The sequence below is a fragment of the Nostoc sp. genome (genome assembly GCF_036917555.1).
Lineage (GTDB): Bacteria > Cyanobacteriota > Cyanobacteriia > Cyanobacteriales > Nostocaceae > Nostoc.
This window is the reverse complement of the sequence record NZ_JBALDD010000033.1, coordinates 54,849-75,776: the sequence shown is the minus strand read 5'-3', so window position 1 is coordinate 75,776 and position 20,928 is coordinate 54,849. Positions and strand designations below refer to the sequence as shown.

13 protein-coding genes are annotated in these 20,928 nt (G+C 40.3%); 8 read left to right on the top strand and 5 right to left on the bottom strand.

The window, feature by feature from the left end:
• Positions 1 to 90: 90 nt before the first annotated feature.
• Both V7K60_RS14340 and V7K60_RS14335 read right to left on the bottom strand, forming a co-directional pair.
• Positions 91 to 1,818: an SDR family NAD(P)-dependent oxidoreductase gene (locus V7K60_RS14340; protein ID WP_334926501.1), complete on the bottom strand. Its 1,728-nt coding sequence runs from the start codon at positions 1,816 to 1,818 to the stop codon at positions 91 to 93.
• A 118-nt stretch (positions 1,819 to 1,936) separates the two neighbouring features.
• Entirely contained in the window at positions 1,937 to 7,447 is a 5,511-nt protein-coding gene (locus V7K60_RS14335; RefSeq protein WP_334926500.1) for a beta-ketoacyl synthase N-terminal-like domain-containing protein, read from the bottom strand.
• A 2,120-nt stretch (positions 7,448 to 9,567) separates the two neighbouring features.
• Between V7K60_RS14335 and V7K60_RS14325 the strand changes: the two genes are divergently transcribed.
• The 8 genes from V7K60_RS14325 to V7K60_RS14290 all read left to right on the top strand — a co-directional run bounded on the left by V7K60_RS14325 (position 9,568) and on the right by V7K60_RS14290 (position 18,945).
• A complete protein-coding gene (locus tag V7K60_RS14325) occupies positions 9,568 to 10,776 on the top strand; it encodes an ABC exporter membrane fusion protein (protein ID WP_334926498.1) in 1,209 nt (402 codons plus the stop codon).
• Between the two features lie 60 nt (positions 10,777 to 10,836).
• The gene (gene devC, locus V7K60_RS14320; RefSeq protein WP_334926496.1) at positions 10,837 to 12,015 is read left to right on the top strand and encodes an ABC transporter permease DevC; all 1,179 of its coding nucleotides are present in this window, start codon (positions 10,837 to 10,839) and stop codon (positions 12,013 to 12,015) included.
• Between the two features lie 207 nt (positions 12,016 to 12,222).
• Positions 12,223 to 13,227: an NAD-dependent epimerase/dehydratase family protein gene (locus V7K60_RS14315; protein ID WP_334926494.1), complete on the top strand. Its 1,005-nt coding sequence runs from the start codon at positions 12,223 to 12,225 to the stop codon at positions 13,225 to 13,227.
• A gap of 221 nt (positions 13,228 to 13,448) precedes the next feature.
• Positions 13,449 to 14,432 carry a glycosyltransferase family 2 protein gene (locus V7K60_RS14310; RefSeq protein WP_334926492.1) on the top strand — a complete coding sequence of 328 codons (984 nt, stop codon included), beginning with the start codon at positions 13,449 to 13,451 and terminating at the stop codon, positions 14,430 to 14,432.
• A gap of 77 nt (positions 14,433 to 14,509) precedes the next feature.
• On the top strand, positions 14,510 to 14,977 hold the full coding sequence (locus V7K60_RS14305; protein ID WP_334926490.1) for a DUF2141 domain-containing protein: 468 nt from the start codon (positions 14,510 to 14,512) through the stop codon (positions 14,975 to 14,977).
• Positions 14,978 to 15,141: 164 nt separating this feature from the next.
• Positions 15,142 to 16,401: a glycosyltransferase gene (locus V7K60_RS14300; protein ID WP_334926549.1), complete on the top strand. Its 1,260-nt coding sequence runs from the start codon at positions 15,142 to 15,144 to the stop codon at positions 16,399 to 16,401.
• A 906-nt stretch (positions 16,402 to 17,307) separates the two neighbouring features.
• On the top strand, positions 17,308 to 18,591 hold the full coding sequence (locus V7K60_RS14295) for a glycosyltransferase (RefSeq protein ID WP_334926489.1): 1,284 nt from the start codon (positions 17,308 to 17,310) through the stop codon (positions 18,589 to 18,591).
• A gap of 87 nt (positions 18,592 to 18,678) precedes the next feature.
• Entirely contained in the window at positions 18,679 to 18,945 is a 267-nt protein-coding gene (locus V7K60_RS14290) for a hypothetical protein (RefSeq protein WP_322670393.1), read from the top strand.
• A 3-nt stretch (positions 18,946 to 18,948) separates the two neighbouring features.
• Here V7K60_RS14290 and V7K60_RS14285 read toward each other — a convergent pair whose 3' ends face one another.
• The 3 genes from V7K60_RS14285 to V7K60_RS14275 all read right to left on the bottom strand — a co-directional run bounded on the left by V7K60_RS14285 (position 18,949) and on the right by V7K60_RS14275 (position 20,924).
• Positions 18,949 to 19,344: a hypothetical protein gene (locus V7K60_RS14285; protein WP_334926486.1), complete on the bottom strand. Its 396-nt coding sequence runs from the start codon at positions 19,342 to 19,344 to the stop codon at positions 18,949 to 18,951.
• Positions 19,345 to 19,356: 12 nt separating this feature from the next.
• Positions 19,357 to 19,665, bottom strand: coding sequence for a hypothetical protein (locus tag V7K60_RS14280; protein ID WP_334926485.1), 309 nt, complete (start codon positions 19,663 to 19,665; stop codon positions 19,357 to 19,359).
• A 716-nt stretch (positions 19,666 to 20,381) separates the two neighbouring features.
• Positions 20,382 to 20,924: a DUF2085 domain-containing protein gene (locus tag V7K60_RS14275; RefSeq protein ID WP_334926484.1), complete on the bottom strand. Its 543-nt coding sequence runs from the start codon at positions 20,922 to 20,924 to the stop codon at positions 20,382 to 20,384.
• Between the last annotated feature and the right edge of the window lie 4 nt (positions 20,925 to 20,928).

Below are 20,928 nucleotides of genomic sequence, written 5' to 3'. Positions count from 1 at the left end.
CGCTGTTCCCCAAACTTTAAAAAGGCGGTTGCTGAAGAAATAGCTCACGTATGAGACAAAAGAGGCGCAGAGAGAAGAAGTTGGAGATTACTAGCTTCTGAGTGATTTCATCGACCAAATAATTGCGTGGGCACCGAGCATACGCGAATATATTTGTCCTTGACGGTCATGTATGATAAAGTCAGCGATCGCACTAGTTGCTGTTTTCGCTTTCACTTCACAAGAAACGTAAAAAGGTTTGTTATGTGGTGTAGCTACAAACTGTTCATATTTTTCCACCCTACCAGGTAAACAAGCTTCTTGATAAAAGTGCTGTGTCCAAATCCATAACCCGTGCATACTCAAGTCAATCGTATAAGGATTGATCCATTGCACTGGAAATTGTCCTTGTTGCTTGTCACTGATTTCTTGCCAAAAACATTCTGTAGTGATTTTTTCAGGGCTAATGTTTAAGACTTTTTGGACTTCTTGAAAAGCAGGGCCATGAAATAATGTACTTCCTCCATTTTGGTAAAGGGCTTTTCCTGTAGCGGTGATGATGTTATCCTGTTCAAGATTAATTGATTCATAAGGGCGGCAAATGGGGATTTCTTGCCGGAGATTGAGTTGAGCGCTAAAATGATAATGAATTTTTCCTTCTGGGTTTTTACTCCATATTTTTGCTTTAACTTCGATGTTTTCAAAGCTAGTTTTTGAAATTTCTTCTATTTCTAAAATATGTTCCTTTGCTAAAGATTCATTGAAAGTAATTCCCTTCAAAATTTTAAAGTTTTTGTGATAGAACAATCTGTAACCTGGATAAAGTTGTTCACAGGCATTGATCATCCATGACATTGCACAAGTTGCTGGTAAAACTGGAGAACCAGCAATAGTATGATCCAGCAAAAAAGGATTAGCTGCTAGTGTCATTTGGCGACGAATATGATGGGTTCGCAGTTGAGAATCTAGTTCTGTTGCAACTGTAATCATTGTGCTACCAATCACAACTTGTGCAGTTGCATCAGTGGCGCTATTTATTTCTTGAACGAGCATTTGTGCCCCAGATGCAATCGGAATTATTTCAATTTTACGTTCTTGAAAAACTTTCTTTAATTCCGGTGTCACCATACCACTATCCCAAGCTCCCCAATTAATCGCAACTACATGGCATGAGGGATAGTTTTGCTTGATTAGATGGGCTGATTTATTGAGAATTTCATTAGCGATCGCATAATCAGACTGCCCAATATTTCCATGAAAACCTGTTACAGAAGAAAACAAAACTAAATGCTGAAGTTGACTAGGGTTAATGCAAGTAAGTAGATTTTCTAATCCTTGCACTTTAGCGGTGTAAACTTTTTCAAAATCCTGTTCTGTTTTCTTTTCAATTAATTTATCAGCTAAATTACCAGCCCCGTGGATAATTCCTGTAATTGGGCCCATACATTGTACAGAAGTGGCAAGTTTTTCTTGTAAAGCTTGCGTATCTGTGACATCAACACTGATATATTCTGCTTTAGCTCCTGTTTTTTGAATTGCTGCTAAAGTCTTTTTAATTTCGCGGCTGGAGGTAATTTTGTTATATATCTTTTGCACGCTCATGGGTGTAGGCTTTTCTCCTTGAGAAAGAAGATTTTCCATGATGCGTTTTTTCAATGCTGATTCATCACAATCTTGAGCAAAATCTGGCTCGGTTTCTAAAAGTTCGGAGCGACCGAGAAGGATAAATTTGCAGGGTTGCTGCTGGGCTAATCTGATAGTACACTCAGCCGTAATCCCTTTTGCACCGCCGCTCACGACAAAGACAGATGATGGACTAAGCTGGGCTGTTTGGGTCATAAATCCTCGTAAATACCTGCATAAATTTGTTTTTTTTCCTCCGTGTCCTCTGCGCCTCTGCGGTTTTTTTTAACGAACCACAGAGACGCAGAGAGCGCAGAGAGAAGAGATGAAGTGATTAACCTTCAGCAATTAAAGTGACTCGTCCTTGTGAGCCGTAGCCAACTTCACTAATATAAAGATTGGGGTCGTGAAGCTCGGCAATGATGTTTTGTACTGACTGTTTAGCATCAAGTCTGGGGCTTAGGTCGATCGCACGAGCGAAAACCTTTGGCCATTCCCATCTGAGAGTTTTGGTTAATCCGAATAAACCAGCGCCGATCGCCCCAAAGTTGACTTTGTACTCTAAACCGAATGCGCCATCGAGATGAGCAACTGTGCAAAAACAACTACGTCCATGATGCGCGGCTTCGTTGAGGGAGGGTTTAAGGTGTTTCGCCATCAAAAATACGTGCTTGACGATCGCCTTTTCTTGTTCGTTATAAGAAATACTCCCGGTGTGATTTCCTACAAACATCGGATGGAGATGGATGAAGGCCCCAATTGCTCCACAGTGAGATGCGATCGCTTGCAATTGTTGTTGGAGATGTTCTTCACTCAAGTTTGCTAAGGTGACGTGGGTTACTCCTGTGGGTAAGGGCGCTTGTTGGGCGATCAGCGATTGGGGGAAGCTGACAACTACTACTTTCCAGCCTTTCTCGATTAGGGATTCAGTTAATTTATAAGTGGTGAGGGAACCATCATCAGTGATTAAAGCGATGTGTCCCTCTGGTAACGTGAAATCCAAATAATCTGGCTGTGGTAGGCTTTTGAGTTTGACGGGATGGCGCTGGATATTATGCTCTAATTCTGGTGGTTGTTGTTGGACAAACTCAGGCTCAGATTTTTTTTTTTCGCCTCCAGCTAACTGCTGTAGGTAATCGACTATTTGACCGATGGTGCGGAGTTCTCCGAGTTCTTCGATATTCGGTTTGGGTAAGTTGGGGTACATTTCTTGCATCGCCCCTAAGATTTCTACCCGTTTGATGGAGTCAATCCCTAAGTCGGCTTCCATGTCCATTTCCAATTCCAGCATCTCTACTGGATAGCCGGTCTTATCACTGGTGATGGCTAACAGGGTTTCACCTAAGTTTGCAAATTCATCACTTGTAACAGCTTCTGGTTCTGGGGTGAATGCGACAACTAAGCTTGGTTCAGGTGAAGTGACTACCTCAACTACGCTTGTCTCAGGTGAAGTTATTACTTCAACTACGGGTGCAGTCTCTACTAGAATCTCAGTTGCTTGTTGTACTTCGTGAACTGCAATTTCTACAGTAATACTTTTGGAAGCGTGGGATTGCAGATACTCTACAACTTGACCAATGGTGCGTTTTTCTGCTAGTTCTTCTAAATTGGGCTTGGGTAGGTTGGGGTACATTTCTTGTAGCGCCCCTAAAATTTCTACCCGTTTGATAGAGTCAATTCCTAAGTCCGCCTCCATGTCCATATCCATTTCCAGCATCTCTACTGGGTAGCCCGTTTTGTCGCTGGTGATGGCTAAGAGGTTTTTATCCAAGTCAACAATATCGATGGTTGCGCCAGATACAGGTGCAGCAGTTGTGGGTGCTGGTTCTGGGGTGAATGCAACAACTTCGTTGACTGGAGGTGAGCTAATTTTGACTACAACCTCGGCTTGAGGTTCTACAACTGGAGGAATCGGTGATGCCGCTACAGGCTCTACTGTCTCTGTTGAGAAAAGATTAGGGAGCAAAGAAGAGGAATTTTCATCCTTCTTAGCAGTGGGGGATACAGGAGTTTCAATTACAGGTACCACCTGGGGAGCGGGTGGCAGAGGTGCTTGGGTAACATTTAAGCCATTTTTAGCTACAGGCTCAGTTACAGGCAAAGGCTGGCTTTCTACTATCTTGGTAGTAGCAGGTACGGGTGCATCAGTAACAGTTGTTTCTGTGGTGAATGGGATGAAATGATGTCCTACCCCGTTGCTTAGTTTCTCTGTGAGTTGGGTTGCTCCATCACCTGAGATGATTTGAGAATACTCTTGCTGTATGAGTTGGAAAAAGTTTTTGGTATATTCTAGCTGCTCTTGGAGATATTGCTCATGGATGCGTAGGGTTTCACCTTGTTGGGAATGAAACTGCATCATGCTGCGCTCTAAGCTTTCCATCACAACTAGCTTCATTTTGGCAGTTTCGGCTGTTGATTTACTTTCACTCAACAAAGAATTCTGCTGCTGCATCAGTTGGAAAAACGCTTTGGCGTATTCCATTTGATGGTTGAGATAAGTACCGTGAACTTGTAAATTCTCGGCTTGATTTTCCTGAAACTGTGTCAGGAGATATTCTAAACTTGCTAAAAGTTGTTCGTAATTTGTAAGTTTTTCTGGTGTTGGTTGCATCTTAGATTCCTGGGCTGGTTGTGACAGGGTAACAGGATTCATTTGTTGCTCTGTTTGGGTGATATTAGAAGTCACACTACTCATTGCTGGGGTAAGTTTTTTATGTCCGTTAGTCTTGATCGCAGCGAGAGTTGGAGTCACACCTGGGCTGCTAAATAAAGGAGCCGCATCAGAATATTCGGGAGTGGGTAATGTAACTTTGTGCTCATCCTGCAAAGCTAGAGCGAAGGCATTTTTCGTTTTTTCGGATCTGTAGTTTATGCCGTTTAAACGGACATTTAATGTCTTCTTCGTCTCAATTGGGGGGATAGTTTGGGGAAGTTGGTAAGGATCAAGGTTATTCAAAGCCAAACCAATTACCCGCAACTGCACAACTGCTTCTCGCAAGGAGCGATCGCTATTCTTTTGAGTGCTGGGATTTAAAGATACGGTTAGGTGTGGGCGATCGCCAAGGATTTCTTTCACCAAGTTGCTGAGAATTCTCCTCGGCCCAAATTCCACAAAGCAAGTACCACCCGCCGCATAGATATTTTCAATTTCCTGCTTAAACAGCACTGAGTTGGAAAGGTGCGTTTCCAGGATTTTTTGAATATTTAGGGGTTCCTTGGGATACTGCTTGCTGGTGACGTTGCTGTAAACAGGGATTCTGGGAGTTTGGAACTTGACAGACTTAGTAGCGATCGCAAAGGATTTCTGAGCAAAGGCGATTAGCGGTGTATGGAACGCTGCTGAAACAGGTAGCAATACAGCTGTATATCCTTTCTCGTGTAAAGCCTCTCTGACTCTCGCTATTTCTGCGGTAGGCCCAGCCAAGACAAATTGAGTCGGAGAATTTTGATTAGCGATCGCAACTTGGGGAAAATGTCTCAACACTACTTCGACTTTGCTGATGTCTTCTTTGACAGCCAGCATACTACCTGCATCATGATCCGGGTCTTCGGGTGCAGCCATTGCTTGACCCCTAGCTTTCACCAAGAACAGGTAATCTTCGGTACTCAAAACCCCCGCAGCCCACAAAGCTGTGAGTTCACCAAAGCTATGTCCCGCCACAAAATCTGACTTAAACCCAGCTTGTTGCAGGATGCTGTACATCCCTGCACTCAACACCCCGATGGCTGGTTGAGCATACTCTGTGCGTTGTAAGGCAGCAATTTGGACATTTTTTTCTGCCTCTCCAAACACAGGATGAGGAAAAACTATCTCTGAAAGCGGCTGCAAATTATCTTTAATTAACAGGCTATCCATATAACCATGAAGACGGCGCATCAAAGGGAAATTCATCACCAGTTCCCGGCCCATCTCCAAGTATTGCGAACCTTGACCAGAAAATAGAGAGACAACTTTTCCGCCCAACTCCATACCAGAGGAACGGTAATAAATCCCTTGGGGATGTTCCCAAGATGCTGCTGACCCTTTGAGTTTCAGCCAGTCAATGCTAATTTGCAAGAACTTGCAAGCTTCTTCCAGATTCTCGGCTAGGAATCCAAACCTGGGAGCAGAGAGGGGAATCTGTGGTGATTTGCATTCTTTGACTAATTGTGCATAGTGTGTATGTGCATCTGGCGATACTCCTGCGGAGTCACTTCGTGAACGCAACTTACCTAAAATCTCTTCCGATTTGCTCAATAATTGCTCTACTGTGGGAGCAAACAACAGCACTTCACTAACATCACTATGTAAGCGGTAAGCGTCGTTTTGGTCGGCTTCATATTCTTCCAAAACAACGTGATAGTTGGTTCCACCAAAGCCAAAGGAACTTACACCTGCGCGTCTTGGTGCTTCGCCTTCTGGACGAATCCAAGGTCTGGTTTCGGTATTCAAATAAAAGGATGAATTTTTAATGTTGAGTTTGGGGTTCGGCTCGGTAATGTTAATTGTCGGCGGTAATACTTTGTGATGTAAAGCCAAAGCAGTTTTAATCAAACTCGCCGCACCCGCAGCCGCTTTTGTGTGTCCAATTTGTGATTTCACACTACCCAAAGCGATATGCTGCTTTTTGTCATCATGTCCATCAAAGAAGTCTTTTAAAGAACCGAATTCTGTCGGATCTCCAGCCATTGTGCCGGTGCCATGTGCTTCCATTAAACCAACAGTGGCGGGAGAAAAGCCAGCATCTTCATAAGCACGTTCCAAGGCTTTAACTTGGCCTTCTTTGCGGGGAGCATAAATGCTCTTGTAACGCCCATCACTGGAAGTACCAATACCTTTAATTACGGCATATATTTTATCGTTATCACGTTCAGCATCTTCTAACCGTTTAATGACAATCATCCCAATACCTTCACCCAGCATCATCCCATCGGATTTAGCATCGAAAGGTTTAACATTTTCACTAGGAGAAACAGCTGGTGTTTTGCTGAAGGATATGTAAGCCATGATGGTGTTGTCGGTATCAACACCACCAGTCAGCATCATGTCAGAACGATGCTCAACTAGTTCACTAATTGCCATTTTTAAAGCACCAAAGGAACTAGCGCAAGCAGCATCAACTACACAATTCATCCCACCAAAATTTAAACGGTTGGCAATTCTACCCGCGACTACGTTAGCTAACATTCCAGGGAAAGCGTTCTCATCCCACTTCACGTAAGCGCTTTTAATTTTATCAACGATTTTTTGCGTATCTTCGTCAGATAAACCACTGCTTTTGAGTGCTTTTTCCCAAATCGGATATTCCAATCTCGCAGAAAGTGGCATTCCTAATTGCTTGGCCATAGCCACGCCTAAGATTACCCCAACCATCTCGCGGTTAAACTCACGTTTCTCGCCATAACCTGCATCTTCCATCGCTTCTTTCGCAACCACTAAACTTAATAGTTGCGATACATCTGTGACTTCCAAAATGCTAGGTGGTATGCCGAATTCCATCGGATTAAAATCAACCTCTGGAAGAAACCCACCTCTTTTACAATAGGTTTTATCTTCAGTAGTTCTAGGATTGGGATCATAATAATCTTCGACGCTCCAGTGGGAAGAAGGAACATCAGTAATACAGTCAATTTTGTTGACTATATTTTGCCAGTATTTCCGTAAGTTTCTGGCTTGAGGCAATAGAGAAGCCATCCCAACAATGGCTATAGGATTGTGTTGTAATTGTCTGTTAATTTTGTTGATTGACACTGATTTATCTGACTTCATGTTTTTTTCCTCTATAGACCTCATTACAGCCTTTTCACAATTATTGATAAGGCTCTCTAACTCCGCTAAGGCAGTATCAATTGAATAAGCAGACATAGGGCATAGTTAGTACTGTGGATTGTGTAGCTACAGTAATTTCTGTTGCCTACTAAATAATGAAAATCTCTCGTCTTGTAAGCAGCTAGCTATCCTATCTTTGCTAAATGCTTTTCTCCAAATCGACACCACACGACACATACTGCCCTGATAAAGCCTTAGATTTATAGGCGATTTTGGCACACTGCGTAGGCGTAGCCCGTCGTAGACATCGCGAAAAAATCTTATACAACACTAGACTCTTGATATTGTGGCAATAGGTCGATGATGTTGTTAAAACTGGTAAAATAGTCTTGGAGTGTAATAGCTGCTTGACCAGTGAATTCAATCCATTTGTAATAGTAGAGATTTTGAGCAATGGTATCCTACTGGAGCGAGGAAAACTGAGGAGTAGCTAAGGAAACAGAAACTTTTTTTCACCCTAAACAGTTTGATTATCTAGCCTAAATACAGCAACATAGCTGGTGTTAATAACAACGTTCTGTATCTCAATCAATGTCATAGCTAGTTTCAACGTCCAGGATAATATATTTTATGGTATTTGACCCAGTAAAGTTGACAAGTTCGTTACAGAAAAGACACCACCTTTAATCCGAATTTATGCAAGTTGGAAAAGTAATTAAACAATCGTGAGTTGATTACAAAGCAGTTATTTTTAGTTATTTTTAATTTAAAAATCTCAATGAAATAACTAGTTTGTATAACCACTTTAAAGCATTGAATTAATAAAAACACTAACATACTTTACAGAAACTCAATCATTCCTTTAAAGTTATTTTATAAATAGCTATATACTCTTACTGATATCAATTTTGAATAAAATTCAACATCAAAGTATAATTCATGACTATATAAATATTTGAGGCTTTTTGTTATCTACGGGTTAAGCATAAATATTCTCTTGATTAAGTTAACACTACAAATCTATTGTCTATTAAGTAACAATTCAATGAATACATAGATAAATTGAACAACCATAAGTATTATTTCTCAGATAAACATCAGAATTGAGTCAAAGTTTTTAGTTATTTTTTAATATAAGTCAAGTTAAGAAGCAAAGTGGTTATTTATAAAGCAAATATTAATTTTAAGTATGTTGCTTGATAAACATAATATGAGTTAAATGAATCTTCAATAAAAAGTAAACTGAAGCAAAGCTTAGGTTTTGCATCTCATCTACCACTGACCTGCTCTGCAATCAATTACAGGGCTAATAGCTTAAGTAGGGGTAATTGATGAATTGTCACTACTAGAAATCGCTATAGCGCTTCTCGTTTGCGTGAGGTATATGCCGTGCCCCTACAGGTTAACTTAAGCTGAAAACTATATTGGGTAGGTATTTTACACATCACCTCACGCCCTCATCCCCTAACCCCTTCTCCCTTGGGAGAAGGGGAATTAAATCTCTGGCTCCCCTCTCGCGGATGGGGGTGAGGGCAAAACGTTCTCACCAAGCTGGGTTTCACGTTAAGTTGACACCAATGGGCACTGCTGTGCCTCTACACCCCGCGATATAATGTTGTACCGCATCTGAATGAGAACCGCTATATAAGAATGTCTTATATTACACAACCTTGATAATAATAATCTGTTAGTAATATCAAATCTGCTTAATAACTAACTATTTGTCGGTATTCAATTGCTAGATAAGAGATTAGCGATCGGTACATTTTTTCAGCACCTAATCTTACTGTGATGAAATATTTTAGTGATAGAATCAGGACTTATGCAAATTAAATTAGTTGACAAAAATCAACTTTTAGTTCATACTTAATAACAAGTTTATCCAAGTTTTGATCTCATTTTTTTAGCGCTTTGTTGTTCTTGAAAGTTAAGTTTTCTGACTAGCGCTATTGTATTTTACGCTACGGGATTAGATGAAAAAATAGGATATAACTTAGGAAGCTTTGAAGTAACACGCCATTAATTTTCACGCCACAATAGTAAGTTTGGGCGGTAAAAGCGTACAACAATTCATATAAAACCAATTTAGACCTATCCACTTGATTAAGGTAGAAAACCTAGAGGAAAAACCCTCTTGGTAATTTGCGGATGAGTCTATTTTAATCGACTAAATATAACCAAGTTATCCCCTAAAAAAGCAGAATTGGAATGAAAATATGGCAGTAAATAAAGAAAGTCGATTATTCACAAAACCCGTAGGCCGATCGCAAGTAATTTTAGCAGCTTCTCTCACTTTAGCAGCTGGATTAATCGCTTTTTGTAGTTTGACACCCTATTGGTCTAAACCAAAAGTTGTGACAGCACCAGCGAATCCTCCCAAAGCTGCCACGCCTGCGAAAGTTGCTGTGACAGCCTTGGGACGTTTGGAGCCAGAAGGCGAAATTACTTCTTTAACTGCTCCTGCTTCTAATAATGGGGTACGAGTAGATAGACTGTTGGTCAAAGAAGGAGATGCGGTTAAAGCAGGGCAATTATTAGCCTATCTCGAAAATTATGGTCGTTCTAGAACAGCTTTACAACAGGCTTTAGACCAACTGCAAGTTGCCAAAGCTAAATTAGCGCAGGTGAAATCTGGAGGTAAAACCGGAGATGTCGATGCTCAAAAGGCAGCGATCGCCCGGTTAGAGCCACAATATAAAGGGGACGTTGCTACCCAACAGGCGACAATCGACCGCATCCAGGCGGAAGTAGACAACGCTCAAGCCGAGAATAATCGTTATCAGCAATTATACAAACAAGGTGCGATCGCGGCTTCTGTAGCAGATACCAAAGCTTTGCAACTAAAGACTACACAACAGCAGCTAACAGAAGCTCAAGCCACTCTCAAGCGGACTCAAGACACATTCCAAGAACAACGCAAGCAAGCACAAGCGCAACTTACCAGTATTAGCGAAGTGCGTAGTGTAGATGTTCAAGTCGCACAAACCGAAGTCAACAGTGCAACAACTTCTGTTCAACAAGCAAAAGCCGACTTGGATTTAAGTTACATAAAATCTCCCATAAATGGCAAAATTTTGAAAATTCACGCCAAAACCGGAGAAGTAATCAGCACCAGCAGAGGATTTGCTGAAATAGGTAAGACATCTCAAATGTATGTGATTGCAGAGGTGTATCAAACCGATGTTCAAAAAGTGCGTGTAGGACAAAAAGCCACAATTACCAGCACTGCATTTACTGGAACAATAAAAGGAACTGTAAAAGAGATTGGTTGGCAAGTTGACAAGCAAAACATCTTCAGCCTAAACCCTGGTTCCGATACAGACCGCAGAATAGTTGAAGTGAAAATCTCCATCGATAATCCCGCAGATAGTCAAAAGGTCGCTCGTTTAACTAATTTACAAGTGGATGTCGCCATTCATATTTAGTTATAGGGCATAGGTCATTCACAAATGACAAATGACAAATGACAAATAATAAATAAATCCATGATTTTCAAAATTCCTTTAGCATGGCTACAGCTAGCCCAGCAAAAAGTTCGTTTATTAGTAGCTGTAGCCGGAATTGGTTTTATTGTGCTGCTAATGTTTGTGCAACTTGGTTTTCAGGATGCCCTCTATTCCAGTGCAACCGCAGTCCATCAGAATCTTAAAGGAGATTTATTTTTAGTTAGTTCGCAATATAAATCTTTGACCTCAAATCAAAGTTTTTCGCGGACTCGTTTATACCAATCTCTGGGGTTTGATGGCGTCGAGTCAGTTAGTCCCATGTATTTGCAATTTGCCAAACTGAAAAATCCGGCAACTGGTGAGAAATATTCAATATACGTTATTGGTTTCGATCCGGGTAGACCTGTGATAAACATCCCAGAAGTTGAGATAAATTTAGATAAACTCAAAACTCCTGATGTCATGCTTTTTGACCGGGGTTCTCGCCCAGAGTTTGGCCCAATAGCTGAAAAATTTAATGCGGGAGAGACTGCACAGACAATTGAAATATTTCCCTTCAATTCATTAATTGGTTATAGAGTTAGAATCGGTGGCTTATTCACATTAGGGCCTTCCTTTGGTGTAGACGGAAATTTACTTGTTAGTGACTCCACTTTCTTGAGGATAAATCCCAATACTCGTCCGGCAGATATGATAGATATTGGTTTGATTTCCCTCAAACCTGGTACTAATGCAGAAACAGTACTGAAAAATTTACAAGCAAGTTTGCCTAATGATGTCCAAGTTTTTACCCGCCAAGGCTTCATTGATTTTGAAAAAAAATATTGGGCTGTCAGAACACCCATTGGTTTTATTCTTAACTTGATGTTAACAATGGCTGCGGTTGTTGGTGTAGTTATTGTTTATCAAATTCTTTACAGCAATATTGCTACACAGTTTGTTGCTTACGCCACTTTAAAAGCCATAGGTTATGCCAATAGCTATTTACTAAATGTGGTATTTCAGCAAGCTTTGATTTTGGCAATCTTAGGTTATATCCCAGGATTTCTTACTTCTGTTTTGTTATATAGTTTTGCCGCCGAAGCAACTAAACTGCCAATAGTTATGACTACTAATAATGCAGTGATTGTCTTAACCTCAACAGTTTTAATGTGTATAACATCAGGAGCGCTTGCTATCAATAAACTCCGCTCTGCAGATCCAGGAGACATTTTCTAACTGATTCATGGCAGCAAAATGAATTGACTGTTTTGCCACGCTCTAGACTGATATCTGAATATTAGTGCAGCCTCTCCACAGAAAAATTCTTCTTATATCAATTTTAGATTTTAGATTAAAAGTATTTACCAATATTTGAATTTGGTATTACTTAAAGTCTTTTATCTAACAACTCAAATTCACCTATTTAACAATAATTTCGATTTTATGAACCTCAAAGACAAAACTCTCCTAATTACCGGGATTAATGAATTTGTCGGTTTGCGTACAGCCGAGTTAGCCATAGCGCAAGGGATGAAGGTTCGTGGACTACAAAGTTCTACAGAACAGAACAAACGATTACAGAATTTAGGTGTAGAGGTAATTATTGGTAGTATCACCGATTCTACTATTGCTCAAAAGGCTTGCCAGGGAGTAGATATTGTTTTACATACAGAGCAAATTGCTGAAGAAACTGGTGCAATTAAGCATTTTCGTGATGTTAATGTTGGCGGTACTGTCAACATGGCTAAAGCCGCTAAACAAGCTGATGTAAAAATATTTGTACATCTTTCTAGTGTGATGGTTTACGGTTTCAACTATCCTAATGGTGTTACAGAATCTGGGCCACTATCTGGCGAAAATAATCCCTACTGTCAAACTAAAATAGAAGCTGAAACCGCAGTTTTAGAACTGAATAATCCTCCAGATTTTGGCATCATCGTTATTCGAGCCGGAGATGTTTACGGACCAGGAAGTATCCCCTGGATAGTCAGACCAATTCTGATGATGCGCCAAAAATTATTTGCTTGCGCCAATGATGCTAAAGGAGTGATTAATCATGTATATATAGATAACCTGATTGATAGTATCTTTCTGGCAATAGAAAAAGAAATCTACGGTGAAATATTTAATATTACCGATGGACAAGAAACTTCGTGGAAAGAGTATTTTATGCGTTTAGCAGCAATGGAAGATTTACAAGCACCCCTTTCATTATCGAAAGATGAAATCAAGTTGTTTCTAAAGCTACGTGTTCAAGGACAAAAGCTTTTTCGGAAAAAAGTTGATATTCTACCAGAGTCTATAGATTTTATGACTCGTCCTTACGCTTGTTCCATTGCCAAAGCCCAAAATCTGTTAAATTATAAACCAGTCGTTGACCTAGAATTAGGAATGCAGCAAACACATGAATGGCTGCAAAAAACAGATATTCAAAGCTTGATGAAATAGTTCATAGATTTTTGGGAATTCAGGTGTCACGAGTCAGAATTCAGAATGATTGTAAAAGGAATAAGCTAGAAGACACTGGATTTACTTGAAATGATTAAGCTTGGTATCAAAGTATTCTTAATTCTGACTTTTGGATTCTGAATTCTAAATTTTTATGTTGCATCTACCTAACTACGATTAAGCATAAACTAATCCACAGATTTTCCGAATACTTGTTTTCTATGAGTAACAATCAGCCACGATTGAGCATCGGATTACCTGTATACAATGGTGAAAAATTTATCAAAGAAGCCATAGATTCACTCTTGGCTCAGACCTTTGAAGATTTTGAGCTAATTATTTCAGATAATGCATCTACAGATAAAACTGAGGAAATTTGTAGAGCTTATGCCGAGCAAGACCAGCGTATTTGTTACTACCGCAATGACAAGAATATCGGTTGTGCTGGTAACTTTAATCGCGTCTTGAAACTGTCTTCGGGTGAGTATTTTAAATGGGCAGCGCATGACGATCTACATTCTCCAGATTTTATCAAGAAGTGTGTTGAGGTACTTGACCAAGATCCGACCATAATCTTGTGTCACTCCCAGGCATATTTCATTGATGAACAGGGGAATTTTATCCAAAATTATGATATTAAAGTCAAGGCAGATGCACTAAAACCACATGAGCGTTTTCACGAATTACTGACCAAGCATTTATGTGATCAATGTTACGGGGTAATTCGTGCTAGTGTTTTGAAAAAGATACCGCCTATGGGTGGTTATGGTAATGCAGATGGAATTCTCTTGTTAAGACTTGGTATTCTCGGTAGGTTTTATGAAATCCCTGAATACCTGTTTTTCTTCAGAAGTCATCCGCAACAATCAATGAGTATGTTTTTCCCCAATTATTTGTTGTTAACAAATAAAAACCAAAAATCATTCTTGAGTATGCTGCCTGATTTTTATGGGTATACAGTGTGGTTTGATTCAGCAAAGAAAGGACAAATTTTATTCCCACATTGGAGAATAATCTGGGAGTATATATTCTCCATCTGGTGTTGTCCCCTGAGTTTATATGAGCGGCTGTGTTGTCATATAAGTCTATATCAGCAGTTAAAAGGAACAGAACATCTTTTACTGAAAGATTTGCTAATAGCACTGCCAAGACTTTGGAAAGGTTGGCAACCAGCATCAATTAAAGAACAGCAAATCACACTTTGAACGAATTAGTTCAGAAATAAAAGCTGACTAACGCAGCTTTCTATCAACCCCGAAATCACCTATTCTGACACAAAATTATGCTGAAACTACCTCAACTATCTCATGTTTTACTTGCTACTTTAGTGAGCATCAGCTTTGCTAAAACAGCGAATGCAGAGCCAACTACAACACTTAACGTTGTAGTAAATGGAATACATCACCAAAAAGGTGAGATTTGCTTTCGAGTTTATGCAAATGACAAAGGATTTCCTATGAGTAGTACTAGTGAAGCTCAAAGTGGCTGCGCTAAAATTACTGGCATTTCTGTAACAAAAAAATTCTCCGGTTTGAAACCTGGAACTTATGCTGTCGCTGTGGTTGACGATCAAAATGGCGATCGCAAACTCAATAAAGACTTTTTCGGTATTCCCAAAGAAGGTTTTGGGATTTCCAAAAATCCAACTGTGTCCATACAAACAGGTACACCAAAGTTTCGTGATGCCAGTTTTGCTGTAAACAAAAATACAACAGTCAACATCATTATGAAATATTCGCTGGATTCGTAAAAGAGTGGGGAGTGGGGATGAGGGAGATGAGGGGGAAATAAATTCAAAATTCAAAATTAAAGAACTTCAGCCTCCTGCCTCCTCTTTCCCAATGCCCAATGCCCAATGCCCCATGCCCAATGCCCCATGCCCAATCCCTTATTCTGTCGGAGACTAAAAATTTAATGGAAGATTTGGCAATATTTCTGTCTAAGTCTTTGATGGGTTGGCTGGTTATTCAGGTGTGTTTTACGCTTGTCTTTATATGGTATCTGCGATCGTCTAAAAAGAACTTATTACCAGATGATCAGTTGCCCAAAACAGCAGTAATTCTTTGCTTACGCGGAGCCGATCCGTTTTTGCCTAGATGTTTGCGATCGCTCCTAAATCAAAACTATCCACAGTATGATTTAAAATTAATCGTTGATAGTCACGAAGATCCTGCTTGGAAAATTGCTAGTGAAACCATCACTGAGCAAGAAGCAACTAATGTTCAAATCAGCCCTTTGAGAATAGTACGCAACAATTGTAGTCTCAAATGCAGTTCTTTAATCCAAGCTATCCGTGAGTTGGACGATTCTTATAAGGTGGTTGCTTTAGTAGATGCTGATACTATAGTTCATTTGAATTGGCTGCGAGAATTAGTTAGTCCTTTAGGCGATGCGAAAATCGGGGCAACAACCGGCAATCGTTGGTACGTACCAACTGGTAAGTATTGGGGTTCTTTAGTGCGGTACGTCGGCAATGTGTCCACAGTAGTACAAATGTTTATCTTCCAAATTCCTTGGGGTGGAACTTTGGCTGTGAAAACAGAAGTACTTCGCCAAACAGAACTGCTAGATAAGTGGGGACAAGCTTTAGGCGAAGATTTTATGATGCACGGTATCCTCAAAAAACATGGTTTTCAGGTAAAGTTTGTGCCTTCGCTGCTAATAGTCAATCGTGAAGAGACTGATTTATTCAACTTAATAGACTATCTCAAGCGCCTTATCCTTTTTTCTCGACTGTATCATCCCCGTTGGTTGGCTCTTGTTAGTGAAGCTGTTTCTAGCATTTTGTTTCCGACTGTACTGATCATTTTAGTTCTAGAGTCGCTGTTAGAGGCAAAATGGGAAGCTGCGGCTCTATTGTTAGTCTGCTATGGAGTTTACACTGTCGGATTACTCTTGATAATGCTGGTGTTGGAATTAGAGATACAGCGAGTGGTTCGCTCTAATGACCAGGCAATCGCCAAATTATCAGCTGCTACAATCATTAAAATGTTGATTGGGATTCCGCTGACACAGTGGGTTTATGGGTTAGCGATGCTATCATCCCTGTGGACATCAACAGTTACCTGGCGTGGTGTCAGCTATCGGGTTAAAGGACCTTGGAATGTCCGCTTAGTGGAATATCGCCCTTATCAATGGTTGGATCAGCCTATTAATAGCAAGGTTTCTCTTTGAATTAAATCGCTAAATATCAACTAGGGCATGAAAGTTATTACATTAAACATTCCCTAGTCTTCAAATTGTATTATCTTATATTTAGTAGAACTATGTTAGCTATAACCCTTGTAAAAAGATACGTTTTTACTTGTTGAATAGCAAAATGGATTTGCATTAATGGCAAGGGTTTAGACAAATATATTAAGGGGAATTTTGACTTAGCCTTTTGGATGTTTTGTTAGTTTCTAACCCAGGTTTATATACAGGTTTGCAATTGAGTCTACTTAATCCCCAACATTTTCCATACTTTTCTCTAACTCTCTTTTAAGAAGCTACGGTGTACACACATCTTGGTAATGAAGCCCAAACCCTGAATTTACCTCCCTTAATCCCCCCCTTTATTGGAGGGAAACCGGAAAATCTAGTTCCCTCACGCCACGTGCTTCAAGTCGGGCATTGCCCACCCAACGCAGTGGCTCCCCTTAGAAAGGGGAGGGTTAGAGTGGGGTAAAACCGTGATTTCTCAGCTATTTCAGACTTGTGTATACACGGTAGCCTTACCAAGGGGGGAAATATCCAGTTCTCGCCCAAGGCATTGGGGGAGTTAGAGGGGGTTACAAGGACTTGTGTGTACACCGTAGCCTAAGAAGAGAGAAAAGCGGAAAAACTTTTGTTGCTATCAGGGGAGTGCCTCAAAGCATCTATTGTAGAAGGAGAGAGTTCAGAATCTATTGCACACAAACTAGAAGCACTATAAACATCCACTTCAAAATCGAAAATTTCAGCTATTTGACGATGCGTAAATCTTTAGTCTAACTGTATTAGTGGGAATTTCTGAGCCAAATAATCAGGATGTTCATGAAACATAAGCTGCGTAAATCCTAAGTTAAAAACCAGCAATTTTGTGAAATATTCCCCTTTATTATGACTAAGCAAAAACTTCGCATTGCACTGTTTACAGGATTGTACGCTCCTTTCTTAACTGGTGTTTCCGTTGCAGTTCACCAACGAGTTCGTTGGTTGCTAGAGCAGGGACATGAGGTTTTTTTAATCCATCCGCAAATCAACGATCGCTACCCCAAAAATGTTGGCGATCGCCCCATGCCAGGTTTGGAGGAAATTCAATCTTTCGCCAATTTTTCTGCTTACGCATTCCCCACAGAACCACTGGTATTCTACAAGTCTCTTCCTCAACCGTTGAACTATCGGCATTGGAGTGATACCAAGTTGCTGGAGAAATTCAAACCCGATATTATCGTGGTTGAAGAAGCAGCGCAAATGAGAGGTTTATACTCATTTTTCTTACAAGGTTATGGTCGTCCTGTCGGCACTCAATACGCAAAACGAACAGGCACGCCAATAATATCACTCTTCCATACAGATATCGTTGCGTATATCAAATATTACTTTGGAGACAGGTTCTTCAATTTGGTTCGTCCCATCGTTCCCGTTTTAGTCAAGCAATTTAGTGAGTCTTATGACTTCAATTATTTCTCTTCTAAAGAACAACTGACTAAATACGAAGAACTGAAATGCCAACGCGCTGAATACGTCGCTTATCAAGGCATCGATTGCGAAAAATTTCACCCGCGAAACATTTGTTACAACCCAATTCCCAACGATAACCGACCAACTCTGTTGTTTGTCGGACGCATCACACCCGAAAAGAATGTTAATCAATTACTTGATATATTTCCACTCATCGCTGCCAAAATTCCTGATGTCCATCTGGTGATTGTTGGTAGTGGCCCGCTAGATGAGGAGATCCGTGAGCGTGCTAAAAAGTTTGGCTCAGGTATTACTGTATGGGGTGAGTCTCATGGTACGGAACTTCTAGGTTGGTTTGCCAGAGCAAATATTTTTGTCAATCCCTCCGTCACCGAGAACTTCTGCACGACAAATAACGAAGCATTAGCGTCTGGAACTCCTCTGGTTGCTGTTGTTGCACCATCAACCTCAGAACAGGTATTTCCTGGACATAACGGCTTCCTTGCCCAACCTAACAATCCCACAGATTTCGCCCAAAAAGTAATTGCGATTCTGGAAAATCCTGATTTGAAAGCAGATATGACTAGACACGCTCGCCCCTCTATACTTGACTTTGATTGGTCGGCGTGTATGCAGAAATTTGAACACAAACTTTACCAAATCGTTGAAGGAGCGCAGAAGGTGGAAGTAGGTACAACCAGTATAAGACCACAGCGATAAGAAATATGGCGATCGCTAGTACTGTAAATACTAGCGATCGCTAAATAGTTACAGCACATTACTAGCTGATGCTTACAATATCGTGATATGCACCATAAAGAAGACAGTTCGTATTTTTATGTGCGTGTCCCTGCACGAGTTTTAGGATGTCTATGTGCTGGTGAAATTACCATTATTCTATTTCCTGGGCATGGGTTAGTGCTAACAGAACCAATCCAAACCTATCTTATTCCTGAAAACTTGAGAATGCCCAATAGTGAGTTTGATGTGTTGTTCAAACATCCTGGGCGAAAGATGATCCGAATCTTACGACACAACGAATTCTGTCCAGAAATCGATGCAAGTCATGAGTGAAGTTCAACTTATTTCAAGCATTGAAGAATCGACATCTAAAAACCAATTTTCATCAACAAATTCTATATTTTCATCATAAATAAGAACTAATTCACCAATCTTTTGAGTGTTATTATTTGGTATTTTTGTGGTATCAACTACATCAACTATAAGGAAAAATTTTAGTTGTAAAAAACGTTCTTGGTAAGTAATACCAATAGAACTGCTAACTAATTTGGCTTCTAGGGTACGAGGCAACGTAATTGTTTCATAATATTCATCTTGTTCATCCCAGTAACCGCATACTTTATAATCACATTGGTTAAGATGTTCTTGAACAAGAATATTGGCATCTAACTTTTCTAATATTTCAGTTAAATCTCTCCAGACTTGATGATTTTTTAATTCTAATCTTGTCATATTTATGTGGGTTTAATGTTCTGTCACCAAACCAGGGAAGTGTAATCTACCATCAATGAATTTTGCATGAAATCGGCGGTCGCCACCTTTACCTAAGACTTTAGATTTCAAATCGTAGCCTGATTCTTGAGAAGCCACCAACCCAACATTACCACGAGGGGGCACTTGCCCTTTCTCAATGGCTTTTAAATGTTTCCCTTTGTGATCATATTTTAATCCTAGCTTGATTTGTTCACTGGCAAATGAAACTAGCAGACCACTGGTTGAAAGATATACAGTATCAGGTTGAATATCTGCCCAATTATCGGGTAAAGCTTCCATGAAATTAATACTGGTATAATAGAAGCACAAGTTATTTGAGTTAAGTAACTCACTTACTTAATTACCTGAATATTAATCTCTTCAAATGCTTGCTCTAAAAGGATTATCAGAATTTCTGATTTCTTTCAACCAGTACAGTTAGCGAGGTTAGTCAGCTTCTTGTGTATATTTGGAGATAAATCTAAACTAACTGCGAACCTAGTAACGGCGGATCGGGAATTTCCAAAAGTACCGGGTTTAGCAATTATTGGTTGGTAGCGATCGCTTATTTAAGAAACAAGGCAGGAGGCAGGAGACAGGAGGCAGAAGGGAAAAGGATTTGACTTTTTTCTTCCATCCATAACGCAAGCGAGCGCGTCCGTAAACAGCTTTTATCTTCTTCACCACTTTAGCTAACGTTAACGCAAGCTAAAACCGAGGTGGACTGCTTTTATTATCCTCTTGCATTTTTGTATTTGCATTGCTGTGCTATTTAAACGCAACCTGCTGCAATGCGATTGTTTTAACTTACAATGCGATTGTTTCGGCTTACAATGCCATTGCATCGACTGACAATGCGATTGTTTTGACTTACAATGCCATTGCATCGACTGACAATGCGATTGTTTTGACTTACAATGCCATTGCATCAACTTACAATGCGATTGTTTCGGCTTACAATACCATTGCATCAACTTACAAAAATTAATCCATTCTATAAAGTTGTGCGGTAAAATCTACAATTGGGTCAAGCTAGTTTTAGTACGATGCCACCCATGCAAAATAGGCATAGTAAACAATCCCCACGCCAAACCTGTAATTAACCCAAAAGGCGTAACCAGATAGTTATTAAAACTCCACAAACCAAAAATCTGTGCTGCCAATTCCAAAGGATAAGCCATCATCAGCACACTTGCGTAGCTTGCCCCCGTAGGGATCGCCACACCACTCCTGCCATACTGACTTAACCAGTAAAATCCCTTACCATCAGTTACGCCATACAACAGACGAGTAATTAGCAAACCCGTGACAGTGCCATAGCAGCGCATACACACAGCCATAATAAACGGTGGTGCTAAATCTAACCCCATATCTGGTTGCGGACAGACATGATTTCCCATGAAATAAATGATGTCCGCAATTCCAGGAAGCAAAGATACTCCAGACGCAGCCAAAAAGGGAGCGATAGGCGGGCCAAAAACCATCCCTACCAACAAGAAATCAGCTATAAAACTGACCCAATTAATCTGCAACTCTTCACTGAAAGCTACTCTTGTCATCTCC